The organism is Aureicoccus marinus, assembly GCF_002954325.1.
Taxonomy (GTDB): domain Bacteria; phylum Bacteroidota; class Bacteroidia; order Flavobacteriales; family Flavobacteriaceae; genus Aureicoccus; species Aureicoccus marinus.
In genome coordinates this window covers 2,401,268-2,422,697 of the sequence record NZ_MQVX01000001.1, presented here as the reverse complement: position 1 = coordinate 2,422,697, position 21,430 = coordinate 2,401,268, and the positions used below count along the sequence as shown (strand labels likewise).

Annotated in this window: 17 protein-coding genes and 2 pseudogenes; 15 read left to right on the top strand and 4 right to left on the bottom strand. The window is 43.1% G+C overall.

All coding sequences use genetic code 11. The features are described from left to right. The first annotated feature begins 12 nt into the window (after nt 1-12). Together BST99_RS11410 and BST99_RS11405 are read left to right on the top strand one after the other, a co-directional pair. Nucleotides 13-1,635: a lytic transglycosylase domain-containing protein gene (locus BST99_RS11410; protein WP_245916250.1), complete on the top strand. Its 1,623-nt coding sequence runs from the start codon at nt 13-15 to the stop codon at nt 1,633-1,635. Between the two features lie 9 nt (nt 1,636-1,644). After that, a complete protein-coding gene (locus tag BST99_RS11405) occupies nt 1,645-2,640 on the top strand; it encodes a DUF4837 family protein (protein ID WP_105001919.1) in 996 nt (331 codons plus the stop codon). A 3-nt stretch (nt 2,641-2,643) separates the two neighbouring features. Here BST99_RS11405 and BST99_RS11400 read toward each other — a convergent pair whose 3' ends face one another. Both BST99_RS11400 and BST99_RS11395 read right to left on the bottom strand, forming a co-directional pair. Further along, a complete protein-coding gene (locus BST99_RS11400) occupies nt 2,644-4,701 on the bottom strand; it encodes an OmpA family protein (protein WP_105001918.1) in 2,058 nt (685 codons plus the stop codon). Nucleotides 4,702-4,865: 164 nt separating this feature from the next. Further along, nucleotides 4,866-5,074: pseudogene (locus BST99_RS11395) on the bottom strand (twin-arginine translocase TatA/TatE family subunit). A gap of 174 nt (nt 5,075-5,248) precedes the next feature. Between BST99_RS11395 and BST99_RS11390 the strand changes: the two are divergent. The 8 genes from BST99_RS11390 to BST99_RS11355 all read left to right on the top strand — a co-directional run bounded on the left by BST99_RS11390 (nt 5,249) and on the right by BST99_RS11355 (nt 15,297). After that, nucleotides 5,249-6,121, top strand: coding sequence for a M23 family metallopeptidase (locus BST99_RS11390; protein WP_105001917.1), 873 nt, complete (start codon nt 5,249-5,251; stop codon nt 6,119-6,121). A 9-nt stretch (nt 6,122-6,130) separates the two neighbouring features. Beyond that, entirely contained in the window at nt 6,131-7,630 is a 1,500-nt protein-coding gene (locus BST99_RS11385; protein ID WP_105001916.1) for a GH3 auxin-responsive promoter family protein, read from the top strand. A gap of 61 nt (nt 7,631-7,691) precedes the next feature. After that, nucleotides 7,692-9,380 carry a DUF6909 family protein gene (locus BST99_RS11380; RefSeq protein ID WP_105001915.1) on the top strand — a complete coding sequence of 563 codons (1,689 nt, stop codon included), beginning with the start codon at nt 7,692-7,694 and terminating at the stop codon, nt 9,378-9,380. A 9-nt stretch (nt 9,381-9,389) separates the two neighbouring features. Beyond that, nucleotides 9,390-10,451 (top strand): hypothetical protein, encoded by a 1,062-nt coding sequence (locus BST99_RS11375; protein ID WP_105001914.1) that lies wholly within the window; start codon nt 9,390-9,392, stop codon nt 10,449-10,451. A gap of 31 nt (nt 10,452-10,482) precedes the next feature. Continuing rightward, nucleotides 10,483-11,859 (top strand): lipopolysaccharide biosynthesis protein, encoded by a 1,377-nt coding sequence (locus BST99_RS11370; protein WP_181044216.1) that lies wholly within the window; start codon nt 10,483-10,485, stop codon nt 11,857-11,859. A gap of 21 nt (nt 11,860-11,880) precedes the next feature. Beyond that, on the top strand, nt 11,881-12,924 hold the full coding sequence (locus tag BST99_RS11365; RefSeq protein ID WP_105001912.1) for a polysaccharide pyruvyl transferase family protein: 1,044 nt from the start codon (nt 11,881-11,883) through the stop codon (nt 12,922-12,924). 55 nt (nt 12,925-12,979) lie between these two features. Next, nucleotides 12,980-13,819 carry a hypothetical protein gene (locus tag BST99_RS11360; protein WP_146106286.1) on the top strand — a complete coding sequence of 280 codons (840 nt, stop codon included), beginning with the start codon at nt 12,980-12,982 and terminating at the stop codon, nt 13,817-13,819. Between the two features lie 224 nt (nt 13,820-14,043). After that, nucleotides 14,044-15,297 (top strand): O-antigen ligase family protein, encoded by a 1,254-nt coding sequence (locus BST99_RS11355; RefSeq protein ID WP_146106285.1) that lies wholly within the window; start codon nt 14,044-14,046, stop codon nt 15,295-15,297. Here the strand turns inward: BST99_RS11355 and BST99_RS11350 are convergent. Then, entirely contained in the window at nt 15,239-16,342 is a 1,104-nt protein-coding gene (locus BST99_RS11350; protein WP_105001909.1) for a glycosyltransferase, read from the bottom strand. The genes BST99_RS11355 and BST99_RS11350 overlap by 59 nt on opposite strands. A gap of 106 nt (nt 16,343-16,448) precedes the next feature. Here BST99_RS11350 and BST99_RS11345 point away from each other — a divergent pair, with 106 nt between their 5' ends. From BST99_RS11345 to purD, 4 genes and pseudogenes are all read left to right on the top strand, one after another. Continuing rightward, nucleotides 16,449-17,360 (top strand): hypothetical protein, encoded by a 912-nt coding sequence (locus BST99_RS11345; protein WP_317046160.1) that lies wholly within the window; start codon nt 16,449-16,451, stop codon nt 17,358-17,360. Continuing rightward, nucleotides 17,353-17,799, top strand: a complete 447-nt coding sequence (locus tag BST99_RS15025) for a sugar transferase (protein WP_317046189.1) — start codon at nt 17,353-17,355, stop codon at nt 17,797-17,799. Before BST99_RS11345 ends, BST99_RS15025 begins: the two co-directional genes overlap by 8 nt. A gap of 77 nt (nt 17,800-17,876) precedes the next feature. After that, nucleotides 17,877-18,863, top strand: a complete 987-nt coding sequence (locus tag BST99_RS11340; protein WP_105001908.1) for a UDP-glucuronic acid decarboxylase family protein — start codon at nt 17,877-17,879, stop codon at nt 18,861-18,863. Between the two features lie 76 nt (nt 18,864-18,939). Continuing rightward, nucleotides 18,940-20,207: pseudogene (gene purD / locus BST99_RS11335) on the top strand (phosphoribosylamine--glycine ligase). Nucleotides 20,208-20,230: 23 nt separating this feature from the next. Here the strand turns inward: purD and BST99_RS11330 are convergent. Further along, nucleotides 20,231-20,452 carry a DUF6341 family protein gene (locus BST99_RS11330; protein ID WP_105001907.1) on the bottom strand — a complete coding sequence of 74 codons (222 nt, stop codon included), beginning with the start codon at nt 20,450-20,452 and terminating at the stop codon, nt 20,231-20,233. Between the two features lie 37 nt (nt 20,453-20,489). Here BST99_RS11330 and BST99_RS11325 point away from each other — a divergent pair, with 37 nt between their 5' ends. Then, nucleotides 20,490-21,422 (top strand): hypothetical protein, encoded by a 933-nt coding sequence (locus tag BST99_RS11325; protein ID WP_105001906.1) that lies wholly within the window; start codon nt 20,490-20,492, stop codon nt 21,420-21,422. The last annotated feature ends 8 nt before the right edge of the window (nt 21,423-21,430 follow it).

Here is a 21,430-nt window from a genome sequence, read left to right as displayed (position 1 = left end):
ATGAATAAAGTAATGAGATGGAGCGCGCTCGGGTTTTTGGCCCTTATGCCGATTGGTATAAACGCTCAAAGCCAAGCCACTGGCGAAAAAGAAGTTGCGCGCAAGGACACAACGATTGTTCTCAGTTCTGCGGCCGACAGCTTGTTGTTTATGAGAAAACGACCAAGCGCTGAGGCCCCAAAACCTGCTTTAGACGGAAAACTCTATGTTCCTCCGGTTAGACGGGAAGGAAATGAATTGAGCCTTCGAGATTCCAAAGAAGCCTATGCCTACGACAGCCTTTGGCTGCGGGAACTTCATCGCAACGCCGAGCTGTATAACGAGATGTATGCCGGGGTGTTGACCGATGAGTCAGAACTCAACAATCTTCCGGATGCGGATCAACTCAATTTGCCTACCGACACTCTTAAGGCTCGTCTAGCACGCCTGAATGCGAAGACCCCTTTTAATGTGGAATACAATCCTTCTTTGGAGAGTGTGATCAAGTTATTCCTCACCAAAAAGAAAGGCTTGATGGAGCGGATGTTGACCACAAGTCAGTTTTATTTTCCTCTCTTTGAGCAGGAACTGGACCTGGCCAATATTCCACTTGAAATCAAATATTTATCCATTGTGGAGTCGGCCTTGAACCCGAAGGCAAAATCGCGTGTGGGAGCAACAGGTCTGTGGCAGTTTATGTACAGCACAGGGAAGATGTATGGACTGCAGGTGAGCAGCTATGTAGATGAGCGTCAAGACCCGATTGAATCCACCCAAGCGGCGACACAATACCTCTCGAGACTGTACAAGATCTTTGGAGACTGGGATTTGGCTTTAGCAGCCTACAATTCTGGCCCGGGGAACGTGAACAAAGCGATTCGCAGATCGGGAGGGTACCGCAATTATTGGAATATCCGACCCTTCTTGCCGCGTGAGACGGCCGGCTATGTGCCCGCTTTTATCGCAACCATGTACGTCTTTGAATACGCCGAAGAGCACGGACTGAAGAAGCGCCCGGTGTACCGCCCTTATTTTGAAACCGATACGGTACAAGTCAAGACTTTGGTGACTTTTGATCAGTTGTCCAAACTGTTGAACATGACCAAAGAGGAGTTGGAGGTCTTGAATCCGGCTTATAAGCTGGGGATTATTCCCAAAGAAGCCAATAAGAGCTATACCCTGCGATTACCGATTGATAAACTCGGCCAATTCGTAACCAACGAACAGGAGATCTATGCAGCGGTCCAAAAGGACATGCAAACACGCGAAAAGCCCTTGCCTGAACTGACGAAAGTCCAGAACAAAATTCGCTACCGTGTTCGCAAAGGGGATTACCTCGGTAAAATTGCGGAACGCTACGGTGTAGGAGTAAGTCAAATCAAGCGCTGGAACGGCATGAGAAGCTCCAAATTGCGAATCGGGCAGCGACTTACCATCTACCCCCGAAAAGCGGCTGTAGCGTCTTCTAGTAGCGCCAAAAAGAGCACAAAGACATCCTCCAGTAAGTACCATATCGTGCGCAGTGGAGACTCCCTTTGGACCATATCCCGAAAATATCCGGGAATTTCTATCCAAAAATTGCGAGAATGGAACGGTATTAGCGGTAGTCGTTTAATACCAGGCACAAAACTTAAATTGTGCGACTGTTCTTCGTAATTTTAAACTATGAGAAAAGCTTTAATTGTTGCCTTCGCCCTTCTTTTGGGGGTCACCTCTTGTGATGAATCCAAAGAAAAGCGAAACTACTTGCCCGGTTCCACCGGAGCGGTAAACTCTTTATTTGTTGTCGTCGATAACGGCCTCTGGAATGGGGCTGTGGGAGATCGTATCCGCGATCATTTTGCCGCTTCCATTGTTGGGATGCCTTGGGACGAGCCCAAGTTTAGCATCACTCAGATTCCTCCTTCGGTCTTTAAAGGGACCACGACACATGCCCGTTCCCTTTTGTTAGTCACCCAGGATTCGGTTGCTCAGAGTTACATCAGCCCGGATGCTTATGCAAAACCGCAAAGAGTTGCTGTGGTAAAAGGCACTACAGAAGCCGAAATGATCGCCGGTTTGGACGCTATTGCGGAAGAAGCCATCAAGTCTTTCCGAGATAACGAGATGGAAGAAGCGCAAAAAAGGTTTAAACGCTCTTTGAGCAAAACCAAGGTCTTGCAAGAGAAGTTTGGAATCGACCTCACCTTGCCGTCAATTTATGCGGTCGGAAGGGAAGAGGACCAATTCGTTTGGATAGACCGACCGGTAGAAAATGGAACCATGAATCTCTTGGTGTACACCATGCCGTCAAACAGCTTTTCACAAGACTCCACCTTTGTGAGCGATATCATCGCCATGCGGGATTCTATAGGAAAGCAGTTTATTCCAGGGCCAGATATGCCGGGTAAGGTGACGTATATGAAAACGGAACAGATCTTTGCGCCATCGGTATTTCCAACCGAAGTAGGCGGAAAGAAGGCCGCGGAAGTCAGGGGGATTTGGGAAATTCACAACTACCCAATGGCCGGCCCTTACGTAACCTTTATTCTGAACGACAAAGAGAATGACCGCAAGCTAGTGCTTGAAGGATTCGTTTTTGCGCCTCAAACGGAGAAAAGGGATTATATGTTTGAACTGGAAGCCGTTATTCGCTCGGTTCGCTGGTTAGATTCCAAATAATACTTACTGGTATAATCTATCCCAGGACACGATCTCAAAGACGGATCGCCTGTTCTGCTTGTGCAGATTTTCTTCACAGGGCTCCATCGCTTGGGTACATTTGGCCTGAGGATCATCCTCCCCATGTCCAACGCTATCGGCAATCTGAGCCGGGTTCACGCCTTGGGAGAGCAGATAGTCTCTAGTCGACTCTGCACGCTTCTCAGAGAGCCATTGGTTGTACTGGTTGCTTCCTCTTGAATCCGTATGCGAATCAATGCGTACGACCAGCCCGGGGTTCTCTAAGAAGACCTGTACCATTTCGTCCAGTATCTCCTTGGAGTCACGGGTGATGCGGTAACTGTCAAAAGCAAAGAGAATGCGGTCATTTTTAAGACGGAGATCGCCTTCTTCCTCCGCCAGGAAGTTTTCTTGGAAGTAAGGATCTTTTTCGAGGGGCACCTCCATCGCCAAGGTTTGTTCGGTCTTTACTTCCCAAACGGCGTCTTGCGTAGATTCTTTGTAGGAAGCCAAGGAGGTCTGTATGGTAAAGCTGCTGTAACGGTCGAGGTCTTCAAAGCGGAAAACCCCTTCTTCATTACTGACCTCTTTGCGGATGATTCTGTTTTGGTCATTGACCAAACTGATTTCTGCACCGATCAGTATTTCACCTGTTTCCTGGTCAATGACGCGGCCACTGATGACCCCGGCAATTGGAGCCGGCACCATCCTATTGGTAAAAGAGTAGATGTCATCGCTTCCCTTTCCGCCTGGGCGATTAGAAGCAAAGTATCCGCTCTTTTTCTCTTCGTCAATAATAAAAGAGAAGTCGTCTCGACGGCTGTTGATCGGCTCTCCTAGGTTCACCGCCAAATCGAACTCTCCATAGCGGTAGTTGGATTGGTAAACATCTAAACCACCATATCCGTCTGAACGATTAGAAGAGAAGTAAAGGGCATTTCCGGATACATAGGGGAACATTTCTTTACGGCCTGAGTTGACAGCGGTCCCCAGGTTTCGAGGTTGGCTGTACTCTCCATCTTCGTAAATGTCGACGACGTAAATATCGGTACCTCCAAGTCCACCGGGCATATCCGAAACAAAGTAGAGTTTCTTGCCGTCAGGGCTTACTGCCGGATGCCCTGTAGAGTAGTTCTTGCTGTTAAAAGGAAGTTCTTTAGGCTTGGACCACTTACCATTCTCCTTTACTGAGCGGAAAAGAGTCAGGTGGTTTACCCCATCCTCATCTCTGCTCAATTTTTTCTTGTAGTTGTTGCGGGTAAAGTAAACGGTTTGCCCGTCAGGACTGAAGCTTGCACTTGCTTCGTGGTATTTTGTGTTGATGGCGGGCGAGAGTTTTTTGACGTTTTCCACATCCCGTTCCATGCTATCGCGTTTACCGATATACAAATCGAGGTAAGGCTGGTTGTTCCATTTGTACTTTCTGCTCACGAGGAAAGAGCTGTCTCTTGACGAAGAAAATACCACCTGGTCTTTTTGGTAAAAGATCGGTGAGAAATCAGACATCGGAGAATTCATGGGCAGATTCACAACAGAAACCGTCCCTTCCTCCATCATGCCCATAAAGGTGGTGTGGGATTCGTAGTTGGTCTCGGATGAGGTTTCAATGCTCAGCTGATACAATAGTTCATCCGCACGTTCTTCGTGCCCGGTGCCCTTGAGAACGTGCACGAATCGGTAAACCTGCGCCTCGGACAGTTGAGAGCCATAGCGACTGTATAGAGGATCGAACCAGTCGTAAGCACTGTCGAGGGCAGAGATAAAGTAGTGGGAGTCACCCCCGCGCTCCAATAGTCGCTTGGTCCATTCCTTGTCGCTGGTAATGGAGCGTACCTGATCGTAAAGTTCTGAGGCCTGAGCATACCACATGCGGTTGTAGTACATGTCGGCTCTTTTCATAAGCCGCTGTGCTGTGGCCTTGACCTCGTCAAGGTTTTGAAAGTTTAGATTTTCGAGTAGTTCTTCTGCGTCGAAGTCGTCGTCCTGAAATTGCAGGTCGGCAATTTGCCCCCAGGCACTTACGGTGATCAACATCAAAAAAGAAAATAGACGCGTTTTCATGCTTAATCAGATTTCGATCCAGGCAAAGAAGCCCTATTATATCAAGACCAAAATAGACCAAGGCAATCAGCGGTTTAATTTTTTGTTGTGAAAGCGCTAAAAGACGGCACTACCAGCGTGTTTTTTGAGGTAGAGAGAGGTGGTTCAGTACCGCGAAGACAGGATCATTCGTTGGAAGAAGACTCTTTTTTTCCTTCGTCCAGCTGTTCGTCTTCCTTGGTGGCGTCTTTAAATTCCTTGATTCCGCTACCCAAACCGCGCATTAGTTCTGGAATTTTTTGCCTCCAAAAAGCAGCAAAACAACAACGACAATCAGGGCTACAGAAGCAGGTCCAGGAATGGCTAGGAATATTGATTGTACTAAAAAATCCATAATGTAGTTTAGAGTAGTAAAAGTAATAAAAAGATTAGAGTTCGGCAGAACCGAATTCTAGGGAATAAATCGGGGAGAGGGGCCAATAATTGCAGTGGCTGAGGAATTCTTAAGACTTTCTTATAATTCGTCCAAAGCCTCTCTGAATTAAAATCATCTGCTATCTTTGTTTTTATGGCCAGAAAAAGAAGAAAAGGCAAAGAAATCAAGCGGAGGTTACTCCACAAGTACCGCTTGGTCATCCTCAACGAAAGCACATTTGAAGAAAAAATGTCTTTCAAACTGAGCCGCCTAAATGTTTTTGTCTCCGGTTCCATTGTGATATTGGGCCTTACCGGATTGACTTACCTTCTCATTGCCTTTACTCCTCTGCGGGAATGGATTCCGGGATACGAGTCAACACAGATGAGAAGACAGGCAAGTGATTTGACGTACAAAGCGGACTCTCTGGAGCAAAGAATTGCATATACCAATCAGTATCTTGATACAATTCGCCGTGTTTTAAGGGGTGAAGTGGCCATTGTGGATTTTGATCCAGACTCTCTAAAAAGCCAATTTCAAGCCCCGGATCTCAGCAATATTGATCTTAAACCCAGTCGGGAAGACCTCGATTTGAGACGTCAGGTCGATGAAGAAGATAAATACAGCATCTTCGAACTTTCGGACAAGAGTAAAGCGGTTGCCCTCTTTTCGCCCTTGAGCGGTTCTATCACCCAAGAGTTTGATCTGCTAAAGAAGCATTACGCCATCGATATTGCCGCAAAAAGTAAATCCCCTGTAAAAGCAGTTGCAGACGGGACCGTTATTTTTGCGGAATGGACGGCCGAAACCGGTTATGTCCTAATCGTGGAGCACAACGACGATTTTACCTCTGTGTATAAACACAATGGTTCTCTGACCAAAAGTCAGGGAGATGTTGTCCGTGCCGGAGAAGTCATTGCAACTGTAGGCAACACGGGTGAATTGACCACGGGACCCCATCTCCACTTTGAATTGTGGAAGAGAGGGAAAGCCGTGAACCCCAAAAACTTTATCGATTTTAAGTAGAAGGACACTATGAGTTTAAAGGCCTGGGCCGCTAAGCACTACGCCAGACGAGTGGTTCAATCAGATGCCCGGTGGATGGCACAGCCCCATCAGACTCAAGAGGCCGTTTTCAAGAAACTCATCCGCCAGGCAAAAAATACGGCCTTCGGGAAAGACCACGATTTTGCTTCCATTAAATCACCACAAGATTTTCGAGAGCGCGTGCCTGTTCGGGACTATGAACAGCTACGGAATTACGTAGAACGAATTGTTGCCGGGGAAGAAGATGTCCTGTGGCCAGGACGCCCGAAGTATTTTGCTAAAACCTCGGGAACGACTTCTGGATCTAAGTTTATACCCATCACCTCCATTTCGATGAAGGAGCAGGTTCGGGCCTCAAGAAGAGCACTGCTTCATTACATACATGAATCCGGAAATACGGAATTTGTGAATGGAAAAATGATTTTTTTGCAGGGAAGCCCTGTCCTTGAAAAGAAAGGCGGAATCTATTATGGCCGCCTTTCAGGAATATCGGCTCATTACCTCCCGGCTTATTTGCAGACCAATAGATTGCCTTCTTGGGAAACCAATTGTATAGAGGATTGGGAAACCAAGGTTGATGCTGTTGTAGAAGAGACGATTCGGGCCGATATGCGTGTTATTGCGGGCATACCGTCTTGGGTACAAATGTATTTTGAACGCTTGCAAAGTGCAGGAAGCAAAAGGGTAGGTGATCTTTTTCCAAATTTTTCTCTCTTTGTTTACGGGGGGGTTAATTACGAACCTTACCGAGCTAAGTTTGAATCCCTCATTGGCCGATCGGTCGATAGTGTGGAACTCTTTCCTGCTAGTGAAGGCTTCTTTGCCTTTCAAAACCAACAGGATGACCCTGGCTTGTTGCTGTTGTTGGATGCGGGGATCTATTACGAGTTTATTCCGGCCGACCAGTTTTTTGATGATAACCCGCCCCGATTGGGACTGGAGGAGGTTGTTTTGGGCAAAGATTATGCGCTTATCCTGTCAACCAACGCGGGTTTATGGGGTTATAATATTGGAGATACCGTTCGGTTTGTTTCTAAAGACCCCTACAAGGTGGTGGTTTCGGGACGCATTAAACACTTTATATCCGCCTTTGGCGAACACGTCATCGCCAAAGAAGTGGAGCAAGCCATTCAGGAGGGTATACAGGCTTTCCCTGCTCGTGTCAACGAATTTACAGTATCACCACAAACGGCTCCGGAGGAAGGAGAATTGCCTTATCACGAGTGGCTCATAGAATTCGATCAGGAACCGGAAGACCTCAAGGGTTTTGCTGCAGAAATGGACAAGTCCATGCAAGAGCAGAATAGTTACTACAAGGATTTGATAGAGGGTAAAATTCTCCAACCCTTAAAGATTACCACGATACAAGCAGGTGGATTCGACGCCTTTATGAAATCGATCGGTAAGCTTGGTGGGCAAAACAAGGTCAAGCGATTAGCGAATGACCGAAGCACGGCGGACCCCCTTTCGGCTTTCAAGACCACCTAGAATTTAGCTGCTTTAAGAAGCACGGGGACTATATTGTTCTACCTTTGCGTTCAAAAAGCGGATGTCGGTACCCCATGTCAACCCAACTACAAGAGCTCAGGAATCCACAAATGCCATAGAGCGACTCTACATTACCATGCGCCATATGCTCAACAGAGGGTTTTACAAACCTTCGGGTGTATCGGGGAAATCTCTCAAAAGCGCCCTTCTGGTTTTAAGGCCTGAGATTTACGGTTCTGTTGCAGAAGAGAAGGCGGAACTCAACGGATTAGTCTATGTGCTGGACCGCTTGCCCGAAGGCATAGAAGAATGCCGTTTTATCAACCTTACCTCGGACGAAGGTTTCTCTCGTTCTCATATTCCGGCCATTGTTCCTCCCAAGAGAAGGCGAAACTGTTACCGTATCGATCAGGAGCAAATGAATATAGAGATTACCCGAGGCCGGAGTGATATTTATGATATTCTCACCCACCTGACTTTTCTGTTTATCGAATCCGAAAAAATATGTGACAAGGTACTCGTTGAAGAGAGCGGACAAACGGTCAGGGACTGGGATAAACTGGGCGAGTACCTCGCTCTGAAAAAGCCGACCTCCAAGCAGCGGGAAGTGGCTATTATCCATGCGGCACAAATCCTTGGAAGAACTTTTGATGAAATCGATGACGCCTTACAGAGCTTCGCACAAGCGAATAATACCGATCGGTTTTTACGTATCGTCTACGCCTTGGGATCCCTGGCCATTGAGGAGCGAACGGAAAGAAACAAACGCACCATTACGTTTAGCCCCTTATTGAGAGAGCGTCTAGGTCATCACATCCATGGCGAGCGTTGGGCAACGACGATCAAAGAGGAGCTGCTCAAGAATGACCTCATTGACCGCCCCATCCACATTATCTCGGCCAATATGCACTCGGTCATGAATTCTCTTTTCGCGAGTCCTGCACTGGAGGAACTCATGGAGGGACAATCGGACCTCGAAATGTTCGAAACCCTTAGCAAGGATGGGAGCGAGGCTCTTCGCAAACAAGTGTGGTCAAAAGCCGAAGAAAACGGGATGATTTTTATCGATGACACCACCGGTGCAAACATCGATGTGCAGCTGTTTGACAGCGCGAAGTTTATTAACAAAGACTGTTCATATGATTTATTGACCGGAGATTCGGACGCAGACAAACCCGTTATATTTGTTATGGACTATGCCTTCGGAGAGCAGGCGTACGAAACGATTGATGAACTTTTGAGGCCTTTTGAAAAGCAAGGTCAAAAGCATTATTTAAAGGTAGAATCGATTTCGGTGATGGGGAAAGCCGGTATTTTGGAAGGAGGTAAAGGGGACCTGATGATCCCATCTGCTCATATTTTTGAGGGTACCGCGGATAATTATCCCTTTACGAACCAGTTGAAGGCTTCCGACTTCGAGGACAGCGGATTGAAGGTGTTGGAAGGAACGATGGTAACGGTGCTGGGCACTTCACTACAAAACAAAGACCTGCTGAGGTTCTTCTACGAATCGACCTGGAACGTGATCGGTTTGGAAATGGAAGGAGTACACTATCAGAAGGCCATCCAAGCCGCTTCAAAGATCCGAAAGAACATCCGCAAAGATGTTGCTCTACGCTATGCTTATTACGCCTCAGATAATCCCTTAGAAACGGGGAGTACCCTGGCTTCAGGCGGATTGGGGCAAACCGGGGTAAAACCCACTTACCTGATAACTGAAAAAATTCTAAAACAAATATTTTCAACTTAAAAAATGAATATGGCTCAACAATCGGAAAAACAGGAATCTGACGAGATAGATTTGGGAGACTTTTTTAACGCTGTAGGTGCAGCGTTTAATCGATTCATCGGTTGGTTTAGAAGCTTATTTATTGGCTTTGGTCAATTTGTCATTGAGTTTTTACTCTTTATCAAGAAGTATTTTAGGCTAATTGTAATAATGGGTATCCTTGGATTGACTGCCGGTTTGATTGCGGATTATTTATTGCCCCCTAAATATGTGTCAAAGATGGTTTTGGAACCCAATTTTAACAGTACTCAGCAACTTTATAATAATATAGAATACTACAACAATCTTGCGGACTCACAAGACAGCATCAATTTGGCTAGGACATTAAATATTGAGACCGGTGAGGCTGCCCTTATAGATGAAATATCAATTGAGTCTTTTGCCGATCGGAATCAAAAAATTCGCACGTTTGATCAATTTATTAAAGGGTTGGATTCTACCACAAGGCAAAATATCGATATCAAATCATATTTAAATAGTTTTAATTCTTTAGACGCTCAATTCCACAGGTTAGCCCTTGTTGCCAGGGACCCGAAAATAGCAAAAAAAATTCAGGAGCCTCTTTTGAATTCGATCAGTAAGAATTCGTACTTCCAGCTACAGAAGAAGACCAATGAAGAGAATATTTCCTTGCAAGAAACTCTGCTAAATCAGGAGTTAGCTGACGTTGATTCTTTACAAGTTCTGTATAGAAGGGTCATGCTTAAACAGGCAGAAAACAGTTTTCAAGGAACCCAAATTGATCTTGCCGAAGGAGGGGGGTCAACGAATACAGAAATCACTGTAATTGACAAAAAGGACGATATAAAAACGAAGCTTATTGCTCTTAACACTATGAAAGCAAACACTTTAAGCATATTAAACGTTATTAGTGAATTTCCAGAGAACGGAGTAAGCTTAAAAGGAGTATTCAACGAGTACAAGTATCTTTTTCCAATACTGGGAGTAGCTTTTGGGTTCTTGTTCGGTCTTTTGATTGAATTGAACGGTTTTTTGAACAGGTATCAAAGTGAGAAGGAGAAAGCAGCTTAGATAGTGAATTTAGTCTTAAACTATATTTTCTTTGACTACAAAAAATAAATTATTTAAATCAACTGGATTGTACGCTATCGGTATTATTGGCACGAAATTGGTCATGTTCGTGCTAATACCTGTCTTGTCCTTTTTCTTAAACAAATCGGATTTAGGTGTCTACGATCTAATACTTGTTTCAATTACTCTTTTGACTCCTCTCATTACCTTACAAATAGCTGATGGTGTTTATCGTTTTCTTTTGGAGGAGCGGTCTGAAGGACGAAGACCTAGTATTATAACCACGGCATCTACCTTTTTGTTAACCGGTCTTTTCCTGTTGTCAGTCTTGGGTTACTATCTATTTCCCAAAGCGTATAATCAACTCTATTGGCCCTTTGTTTTTTTGCAGGCTTCCTTCTGCTTTACTAACCTCCTTCAGCAATCATTAAGGGGATTACAATTGAATAAGGAATATGCCGTATTCGGGGTGACGAATGCCCTGACTATTGTTATAGCCACGATGTTTGTAATCTTTAGTGGAATGAGCAGTTTATATAATTTCATTTTGGCTCTCAGTCTTGCCCAGTTCGCGGCTTTGATTTTTGGAGTTCTGTATTCTGGTATTTTCCGCTATTTTTCACTACGAAGTACTTCTATTCAATTAACGACAAGTATGCTGAAATACTCATGGCCCCTATTGCCTAATTCAGTTAGCTGGTGGTTAATAGATTTGGGAAATCGATTTTTGATTTTATACTTCCTCAGTGAGGAATGGAATGGAATATATGCCGTAGCGGCACGGTATGCCGGCATTGTGGCCTTGTTTAATTCAATTTTTATTCTCTCATGGCAAGATCATACAATAGGTGAGGATCCCAATCAGATCAATGTCAACCACAACTTTTTCAATCGATACATGATCTTTGAGCTTACTTTGGTTGTTTTAATCACTTCAAGTGCAAGCTTTTTGATTGAGTTTACTGCCGCTAGCGAATTTGAAGAATCGAAGAATTACTTGCCTTTATTGTTACTCTCATCTGGTTTTTCTGCCTTCTGTGCTTTTTTAGGAGCATATTATCTGAAGGCAAAGAACACGAAAGAAGTCTTTACTACGACCTTGGCCGGCGGGGTACTGAATTTTATAATTAGTGTAGGATTAATTCAGACTCTAGGATTATATGCGGTTGCTTTGGGATCAGTTGCTGGTTTTGCTTGTACATTTGTTCTGAGAAAAAAACGATTTAGCTTGCAAATAAATTACCTAGAGCTGTGTACCTTACTGGCTATTTTCTTAGTTACCACACTGGTCCAATTTTCTCAAAGTCATGAGTTAAAAGCGAGTGTCTTAATTTTAATGACCGGTTATTTTATTTACAAGAACAAAGATCTTTTATTAAAGATTAAAGAGAAGTTTTTACTGCCATAAACCTTATAACCCTGCAGTCTTATGAAGTACGCATTATTTGAACACAAACAGAGTAATTTAGGATTAGTCAACATTGGTGACCATATCCAAAGTTGCGCAGCTGAGCAATTTTTGCCACATGTTGATTTCTATGTAGAAAGGGACCACTTGAATAATCCGGATTATGATAAGGCCCTGGTAATCATGAATGGATGGTTCACAGACGCCCCTCACAATTGGCCACCGAACCCTAACTTGGACCCTCTGTTCGTTTCTTTCCACTTACAACCTACAAGTGCCGCCATTATTCTCGAAAAACCAGAGAATATTGATTACTTAAAGAAACATCAACCTATTGGTTGCCGGGATTATCGTACTGTTGAATTACTTAAGAACAAGGGTATTGAGGCTTACTTTAGTTTTTGTCTTACCACAACGCTTGATGAAAAGTATAAGTATACTGAAGGAAATCGCGAGGGAATCTATATGGTCGATCCTTTGTACGGGTATGACAAGAATTTGCTCTCTAAAATTTCGTTTGCTGAAGCTTTGAAAGGATTGAGTTTAAGCAGACTTAAAAAACTAATAAAACTTAAGGATTATTTTAAAAAAGATAAAGCCAAAATAGAGGATTATGTTCCCTCATCCATCATAGATAAGGCTGAATCGGTTGAACATTATGTTGATTCTAAACAAAGCACGGACGAATTGTATCGAATAGCAAGGTCCATTTTGAAAAAATATGCAAAGGCTGAATTGGTCATTACTTCAAGAATACATTGTGCTTTGCCTTGTTTAGCATTGGGAACTCCTGTTTTGTTTGTTATGGAAGGATTGACAGACGAGAAACAACACATGTCGAGATTCAGAGGGATTCTGGATCATATCAATATTCTTACCACCCAATCTAAGGCCGAATTGAATGAATTGTTTGGAAAGGAAATGAATGTTTATCATCCCGATGAGGTCGACTTTGATAACCCTCCAACCAATCCTGAATCTTTTAGAGCACTTTCAGACGCATTAAAAGAGAAATGCAGAGCCTTTATTGGGCAGGCTGAACTAAAAACAGAGAGTGCGCATTAGGAAAAAGACCATCGGGTATTTTGTATTGTTTGTTATTACCCTTTTAATCGGGTTCATGACGAGTAAAGTTCTGCCTGAAAAGTACTTTTTTGATGCAAATTTGATTACCCAAGACCCTTATAATCAAAAAGGTCTCATGGGCAGTTATTCATTCTGTATGTGGCTCTATGACATCACAGGATTGAATAGGCTCGATTATTCAATAGTAGCTTTAATACAACTGCCAATAATTTTTCTGGTACTATGGAGCATTGGGGTTCCCGATCGGTTTAACCGAATCTATCTTAGCAATGCTGTTATTTGGGTTACATTACTTCTTTGCTCGGTCTATATAGCAATGCCTTCAAAGGAATTTGTCAATTTCCTTTATATCGCGCTTTTGGTTAAAGTACTACTCGGAAGAAGTGCTTTTTGGCCCAAAATAGTGGTGGTTTTTCTTTTGCTTTTTTGGTTTGGGGTGTGGTACAGGCCCTATTATTTATTGGTTCCCTTTTTTGCGGCCGTCTTGTATTTTGGAAGCTTCATTAAGCTTAAAAACACTGGCATAAATAACGTGATATTTGGGCTGTTCTTTGCCTGTTTACTGTCCTTGAGTTTTGGGGTTGTCAAGGGTGAATACTTAACTGAAGGCACAAGAGAGAGGCTTAATAAAGATAGAAAGGGCAGAGAGGATTCTCAAACAATTATTCTATCGCCTGTTAAGACGGACAACGTTATCGGAGAAAGCGTTAGTATTTTCTATGGGTTCGTTTCGGTTAATTTTCCGGTTAATGGGTTTCGGTTTTATAATAAACCTCAAGTGATTGCCTTCATTCTCTGGCAGTTAGTCCTTTTGAGTTATCTGTTTTTTCAATACAACAGGTGTATGAAAAAACAGGAGGCAGTACAGGCATGAACAGTGGTATTTTCACTTGTTATTTGCCTATTTGATTGTGCAAGGGGTATTTGAACCTGATTTGGGGTCTGCCGTAAAGCACAAGCTAGGTGTAATTCCGTTGATTTATGTTGCGATGTATTATAATTATCCTTTAAATAAAAAGAGTAGAACCCGTGCCAAGATTAACCCTACTGTCCGAGAGAATCTCGCAACTAACTGAATTATATACTCAAAACTTTGAATTGGTTTTAGGGATAGTGATGGGATTACTTGTTTATAGAATTCCTGCAACGATTGGGATAAACCTGCTTATTTTGCTTACCGTTTTGAATTATAAAAGACTTCACTTTGACAAGAGAAAGTGGAAGATAATCATGCTTCTGGCGATTCCATTTTTGTTGGATGTTCTTTTTGTTTGGAATAATGACTCTTTTCAAGAAGCTGTTGTCAATGGAGAAAAGCATTTGGGGACTTTGCTAATACCTATAGCCATTTTAAGCTTTCCAAGGGCAATAAATCTAAGGCGGATACTAAAGGTTTATAGCTTGGTTTTCACCTTACTTTTAACCTTCTGTTTTTTGATTCATTTTTTCACTTCTGTTGGGGATTTCCAAGGTTATCTACAAGGTAAGATGGTCTGGAGAATGGGTTATGAATTTGCTCTTAGCATGGGTTTGCACGGACCAGCTCTCAATCTTCATATCGCTTTTTTGTGCATTATAAACATGTACATATGGACACAACAACCTTTGAGGCTTAAGGAAAAGGCATTTATTCATTCAGGGATACTGTTCCTTTTGGCATTTATATTGCTCCTTTTTGTAAATACAAGAGTTGCAGTGGTATGTGGGATAGCGGGATCACTTGTAGTTCTCTTTGTCGAATTAAATAAAAAATTATCGGTTAATCTATCCATTAAAGCATTTCTTATCGGGGTCCTTGTCATCACTGTATTGGTATTTGGTTTCGTGCAAAAATTCCCCTATTTAATCGAAAAGTACTCGCAAATTACTTTTCATCACATGGATAAGGTTGGTAGACTGGATGAATTTAAAAACCCGGAGGCTGAAGTTTATAATAGTCTAGTTACGAGGGTTTCAATTTGGAAAACCACTTACGGCTTAGGAAAAAGAAAATGGCTGGTAGGATATGGTCCCGCAGACGCTCGAAAAGAGTTAATAACCGAGTACGAGAGAACAGATCAACAATTTTTATATCGAAATAAGTTTCCTGTCCACAATCAATTCTTGGATTTCTTTTTAAAGTTTGGTGTGATAGGGGTTCTTCTTCTATTGATATATTTTGGTTCTGGTTTTTGGTTGTCTTTTCAAAGCCGACATATTTTATGTCTGATCTTTGTCACGATGTTCGTTCTGGCAAATTTTTTGGAGGATTTTCTGGTAAGGTTTGACGGAATAGTATTCAACACCTTCTGGCTTAGCCTTTTTTCTCTTTATTTCCTAAATGCGAAACGTAAAGATCAATTAAAGAGCTAAAGTTTTTTGTGCAATCGAAGTTTTCTTCAACAACTTTAAGCGCTCTTTGACCTAAAGTTCTGCGCAGCTCTTCTTTTTTAAGGGATTCAATCTGTTGTACAGCTACTTCAAAAGATTCAAACAAGAACCCTGTTTGACCATGCCTAACTAAATCTTTATTACCGACAATTTTAGAGGCGACCACAGGTTTTTCTAAGGCCATAGCCTCTATTATTGAGATCGGAAGACCTTCCCAAAGTGAGGGTTGAAGGTAAACATCCAAGCCATTTAAGTATCTCAATCCCTCTTCTCGATCAGTGAACCATCCGGTAATCTTAATGTTCGGAGCGGTTAACTGATCTCTTAAGTCACCGTCTCCAATCCACATGAAATCTAGCTCGCTAAAGTGATGAGCTAAGCGATTAAATAGAGGAGGGTTGCGGGCAAAAGTGATTCGCCCTAAAATGCCCACCGTCATTCGTGGATTTGAAAATTCTAAAAGGTGTTTTCTTATATTCTCCAGGTTAACCCCATTTCGGATCAAATATGCTTCGCCTAAATTTTTGGCGTAATTGTATTCTGTGTCTCCACATGCGACAGTGCTGCCGGGGAAAAACGAACTCATTGAGCGCTCGACAGCTTTGAAAAAAGTGCGTTTTGATGCGCTTATGTCTTTTCTGAGAAAAGAGTATCCGTGTGGAGTGTAATAGACGAGTGATTTGGTTTTGGAGAGCTGTATAGCAAGTTTGCCGATGACCCCGGCTTTTGAAGAATGCAAGTGGATAATGTCGGCTTGTATGCCATTTAATAGTTTTGCTAACTCGCGCGCGGCGTGAGCGTCTTTGACTGGAGAAATTGAGCTTGCCATGTCCATCAGAACATAATTAATTTCAGGAGCCATTTTATCTAAAATGGTCGCCTTATTAACTTCATTTCTGCCTGAACTGTATATGATGTAAGTTTCAACCCTTTCGTCTTTCGCAAAGACTTTACTCAAATCACAGAAGTAGCTATAAACTCCACCGCCAAGTGCTTCTACGACATGAACGACCTTAAGCTTCTTCATACAAAAGAAGATTTTTTTTGCAATATTATTAAAATCGAAGTTGAATTAGACCTCGTCGAGTTTCTAATTGTTCTAACTGTTCGTAATTTTGATAACAACGAACGTTATGATTAGCAAAAAATTTGGCTTTTCTACAAGGCTTACACCATTAACATTTCTCATTGACTTGCTATTAGTTAATTCAATGCTCTATCTATGGACTATTAATTTTATCAAGCCGATAGTGTTCCATGGTTATTTATCGTTGAGTTGGCTAGTGATTGCTATTCAAATTAAGTTCTACAATATTAACCGATATTCAAAGGTGACACATATCAACAAATTGCTCTTCAAGCAATTTGTGTTTTACTTTTTGATTCTATTCGCTTTTATAGGGTTTTTCAGACAGCCAATCATTAGTCGGTTAGAGCTTGCTAAATACTTTATTAGCCTTTTGTTAGCAGTCTCATTTGTAAAGCTTTTTACGTATGTCTTCTTGTTGAAGTACAGAAAGAGATTCGCTTCCAATCTTAGGAAAGTGGCTATAATCGGTGCGAGCAAGAAGACTGATCAGTTATTGAAAGTGTTTTTGAATAGAACCGAATACGGTTACTTATTACATAAGCAATATAAACCGATAAAGGGAGATTGGAATCTTGAAAACATTCAAGAAGAAATTTTAGATGAAGGGGTACATGAGATCTATTGCTCTATTTCAGATCTAAGTGATCAAGAACTAACTTCATTAATTGATTTTGCGGACAACAACCTGATCACACTCAAATTTGTCCCTGATAATAGGCATATCTATACTAAAAAACTCAAGTTTGAGTACTACGATTATATACCAATACTTTCGTTAAGAAATATTCCTCTACACAATCCAATCAATTCCTTTTTTAAAAGAACTTTCGATATTGTTTTTTCTCTTTTTGTCATTTTGGTTTTGCTTTCTTGGTTAACACCAGTCCTGGCTCTTCTGATTAAGATAGAATCCAGGGCCCGTCTTTTTTCGTCAGAGAAGAAATGGAATAGATAACAAAGAATTTTTCTGTTACAAGTTCCGATCAATGACCCCCAACGAAAATGCTGATCAGAGTTCTGCCACCAAAAATGATATGCGAGTAACGCGAATAGGCCGCATTATTCGACGAACCAGTATTGACGAATTACCTCAATTCTATAATGTCTTTTTTGGCAGTATGTCCGTAGTTGGCCCAAGGCCGCATATGGTTAAACACACTAATGAATTTGCAGACCGAATCGATAAGTTTATGGTTCGTCATTTTGTAAAACCAGGTATTACTGGCTTGGCTCAGGTTCGTGGATACCGAGGAGAAATTGAGACCGATGCCGATATTCAGAACAGAATCAAATTCGACATTTTCTATATCGAGAACTGGTCCTTGTTTCTTGACATTAAAATCATTGTACAAACTGTCCTCAACGTTTTTCGCAAAGAAGAAAAGGCATATTAGGCCGAATACTGACAATTTAATTCCAGCGATCCCGTTAAAGAGGCAATCAACATAATCATAAGCCAGAATTTACCTCTATGAAAAGAGTATTAATCACAGGCGCGGCTGGTTTTTTAGGATCCCATCTCTGTGACCGATTTATCCAAGAAGGGTGCCACGTAATCGCCATGGATAACATGATTACGGGCGACTTAAAGAACATTGAACACCTGTTTCACCTGAAGAACTTTGAGTTCTACAACCACGATGTAACCACTTTTGTGCACGTTCCTGGTGATCTGGATTATATTCTGCATTTTGCCTCTCCAGCGAGTCCGATTGACTACCTAAAAATCCCGATTCAAACCTTGAAGGTAGGGGCTTTGGGTACGCACAACTTGTTGGGACTGGCCAAAGAGAAGAACGCGCGATTCATGATTGCCTCTACTTCAGAGATCTATGGGGATCCACTGGTTCACCCGCAGACGGAAGAATATTACGGAAACGTAAACACCATAGGACCTCGCGGGGTTTACGATGAGGCGAAGCGTTTTCAGGAGTCGATCACCATGGCGTACCACCGTTTTCATGGACTAGATACCCGAATTGTTCGTATTTTCAATACTTACGGTCCTCGTATGCGACTCAATGACGGACGGGTTATCCCAGCCTTTATGGGTCAAGCCTTAAGAGGAGAAGACTTAACCGTCTTCGGTGATGGTTCACAGACGCGTTCTTTTTGTTTTGTCGAAGACGAGATCGAGGGAATCTACCGCTTGCTGATGAGTGATTACACCATGCCGATGAATATTGGTAACCCGCACGAGATTACAATCAAGGACTTTGCGGAAGAAATCATCAAATTGACCGGTACGGATCAAAAGATTATTTACAAGCCTTTACCGAAAGACGATCCGATGCAACGCCAGCCGGATATTTCGAAGGCCAAAGAGATACTGGGTTGGGAACCCAAAGTGGGACGAGAGGAAGGAATGAAGAAAACCTTCGATTATTTCAAGAGTCTCACCCAGGACGAGCTCACCAAAACGGAGCACAGGGACTTCGCCCAACACAACAGAATGTAAAAGCAAATCCGGTCAGAAATGGCCGGATTCTTTTATTTTTGGCACTTCGTAACGGCCCAGCGCCAAGATGAATGCCATGAACGTACTTATTGTCGGTTCCGGAGGAAGAGAACACGCCCTCGCCTGGAAGATTAAACAAAGCCCTTTGTGTAACGACCTTTACGTCGCACCCGGAAATGCGGGAACGGCGCAATTGGCCAAAAATCTGCCCATCGGAGTCTCCGATTTTGAGGCACTGGCACAGGCGTGTGTTGAGCAAAAAATCGATCTTTTACTGGTCGGTCCGGAGGTTCCTTTGGTAGAAGGTATTCAGGATTATTTTGCTGCCCGCGAAGAATTAAAAAGTGTTCAGGTAGTGGGACCCTCGGCCAAGGGTGCTCAACTCGAAGGCAGCAAGGACTTTGCCAAGGCCTTTATGGGCCGCTACGGCATTCCTACGGCCCGTTACCAAACTTTTGCTGCCGGACAACTTCAAGAGGCTTACACCTTCTTAGAGACACTCTCAGCGCCTTACGTGCTTAAAGCGGATGGACTTGCCGCTGGGAAGGGTGTTTTGATCTTGAGTGATCTGCAAGAGGCCAAAGACGCCCTGGAGGATACCCTGGAGAACAACAAATTTGGAGAGGCGGGAAGCCGGGTAGTGATCGAAGAGTTCTTGGATGGTATTGAGGCGAGCTGCTTTGTGCTGACCAACGGGCGCCAGTACCGTTTACTGCCCTTTGCCAAGGACTATAAACGCATAGGAGAAGGCGATACCGGACTGAATACCGGTGGAATGGGAGCTGTTTCTCCTGTTTCTTTTTTGGACGAAAGCTTGCGTCAAAAATTGTAGACCGCATCGTCGAGCCGACCGTCAAGGGCATAGCGGCAGAAGAAATGGTCTACGAAGGCTTTGTCTTTATTGGTTTGATGATTTGTGATGGAGATCCTTTTGTAATCGAATACAATGTGCGAATGGGGGATCCGGAGACCGAGGTGGTTATGCCGCGCTTGGCTTCAGACCTGTTGTCCCTATTGGCTTCTTTGCCCAATGAAATCACGGAAGAGGTAAAGATCGACCCTCGTTTTGCAACCACAGTAATGGCGGTGTCGGGCGGATATCCCGAAAAATACGAAAAGGGGAAGGTGATTCATGGTCTTCCCAATGCGGCAGAAACGAAGACCCTGTTTCATGCGGGCACCACTCAACAAGGTGCCGATGTGGTGACCAGCGGGGGCCGAGTTTTGGCGACAACGGAACGCGGAACAACCATGGAAGAAGCCTTGGCCAAAAGCTACGAGAGCATTAAGCAGATCCAATTTGAGGGCATGTACTATCGAACCGATATCGGTTTCGATTTATAAAGGAAACTATGGGGTAAGGGAGACTAGAGGAAAGAGTGTGAGCTGATGCTCTTGTCTTCTTCCCCGTTCGCGTTGAAAATATTCAATTGGAACATCCAGTAGCACATCGCCAAGAACCCAATAATCATGAACAACCAGTTCACGGTATTGGCCGACCACCAGCTCTCCATAAAACGAAAGGTATCGTAAGGGAGGAAAAGTACGTTAACAAATAAGTCCTCGATAGCGTAAAAGAAGTCAGACATCCCAATTAAATTTGTGCAAATTTAGTAAAACAACAGGATGATATCCAGCTTTTTTAACAAAACAAAACCCATCAACTACGCGGTTTTACTCTCTTTCCTGTTTGTATTCTACTGGGTTTCCTTTTTTGTTTTACCTCAATCCCTTGAAAACGAGCCTTCTTGGTGGATAAGGGGTTTGGCGTCGGCCCTCTTAATTTTGACGGTTATCGGGGTTAGTTTTATCGTTCGACGCAGCAAGGTGACGGAATACAATTCCCTTCCCATGCTGTTTTACGTAGTTATTGCATGCTCTTTCGCGGTCTTTTTTGATGACTCCCCTTTAGTGATTGCCAATTTCTTTGTTTTGCTTTCGGCTTATAAACTCATTTACCTCAATCCGGAGAAAAAACCGGCACTCGATTTTTACAATGCGAGTTTGATGGTGGCTATCGGGGCGCTCTTTGATCCGATGAGTATCGTCTTTCTTCTTGCGGTGGGAATGGGGGTGTATATGAACGACAAAAGTGCAATCAAAGACTGGCTAGCACTGCTGGCCGCTTTGCTAACGGCCTTTTTGTTGCTCGGAAGTTGGTCGGCGATTCAAGGAGAGGGAATCTGGGTTGGCTTTACCCTTTGGAAGGATGTTTCACTTTTTGATTTTTCAACTTTTGATTGGAGGGTTCATGGATGGTTCTTGGGCTTTCTGGTTTTCTTTGTTTTATTGGCCTTTTTGTTCAACATCCGTCAAGGACATCAGGTGGTCGGAAAAATCATCCCCCTTCGCTTGATCTCCGTTTATCTGATTTTGACTGTGGCCCTCTTTATATTAAGGGGGGTCGAACGTCCGGCTACTTTGATGTACGCTTACTTTCCTGCCTGTATTTTAGCTGCTTTCTACATCGAAAACATTCAGAAGGTTTTGTGGAAACAAATTTTCCTTGTTCTGGCCCTTCTTATCCCATTCATTACGCTTATCTTGGCCCTGTTATAGCCGATTGA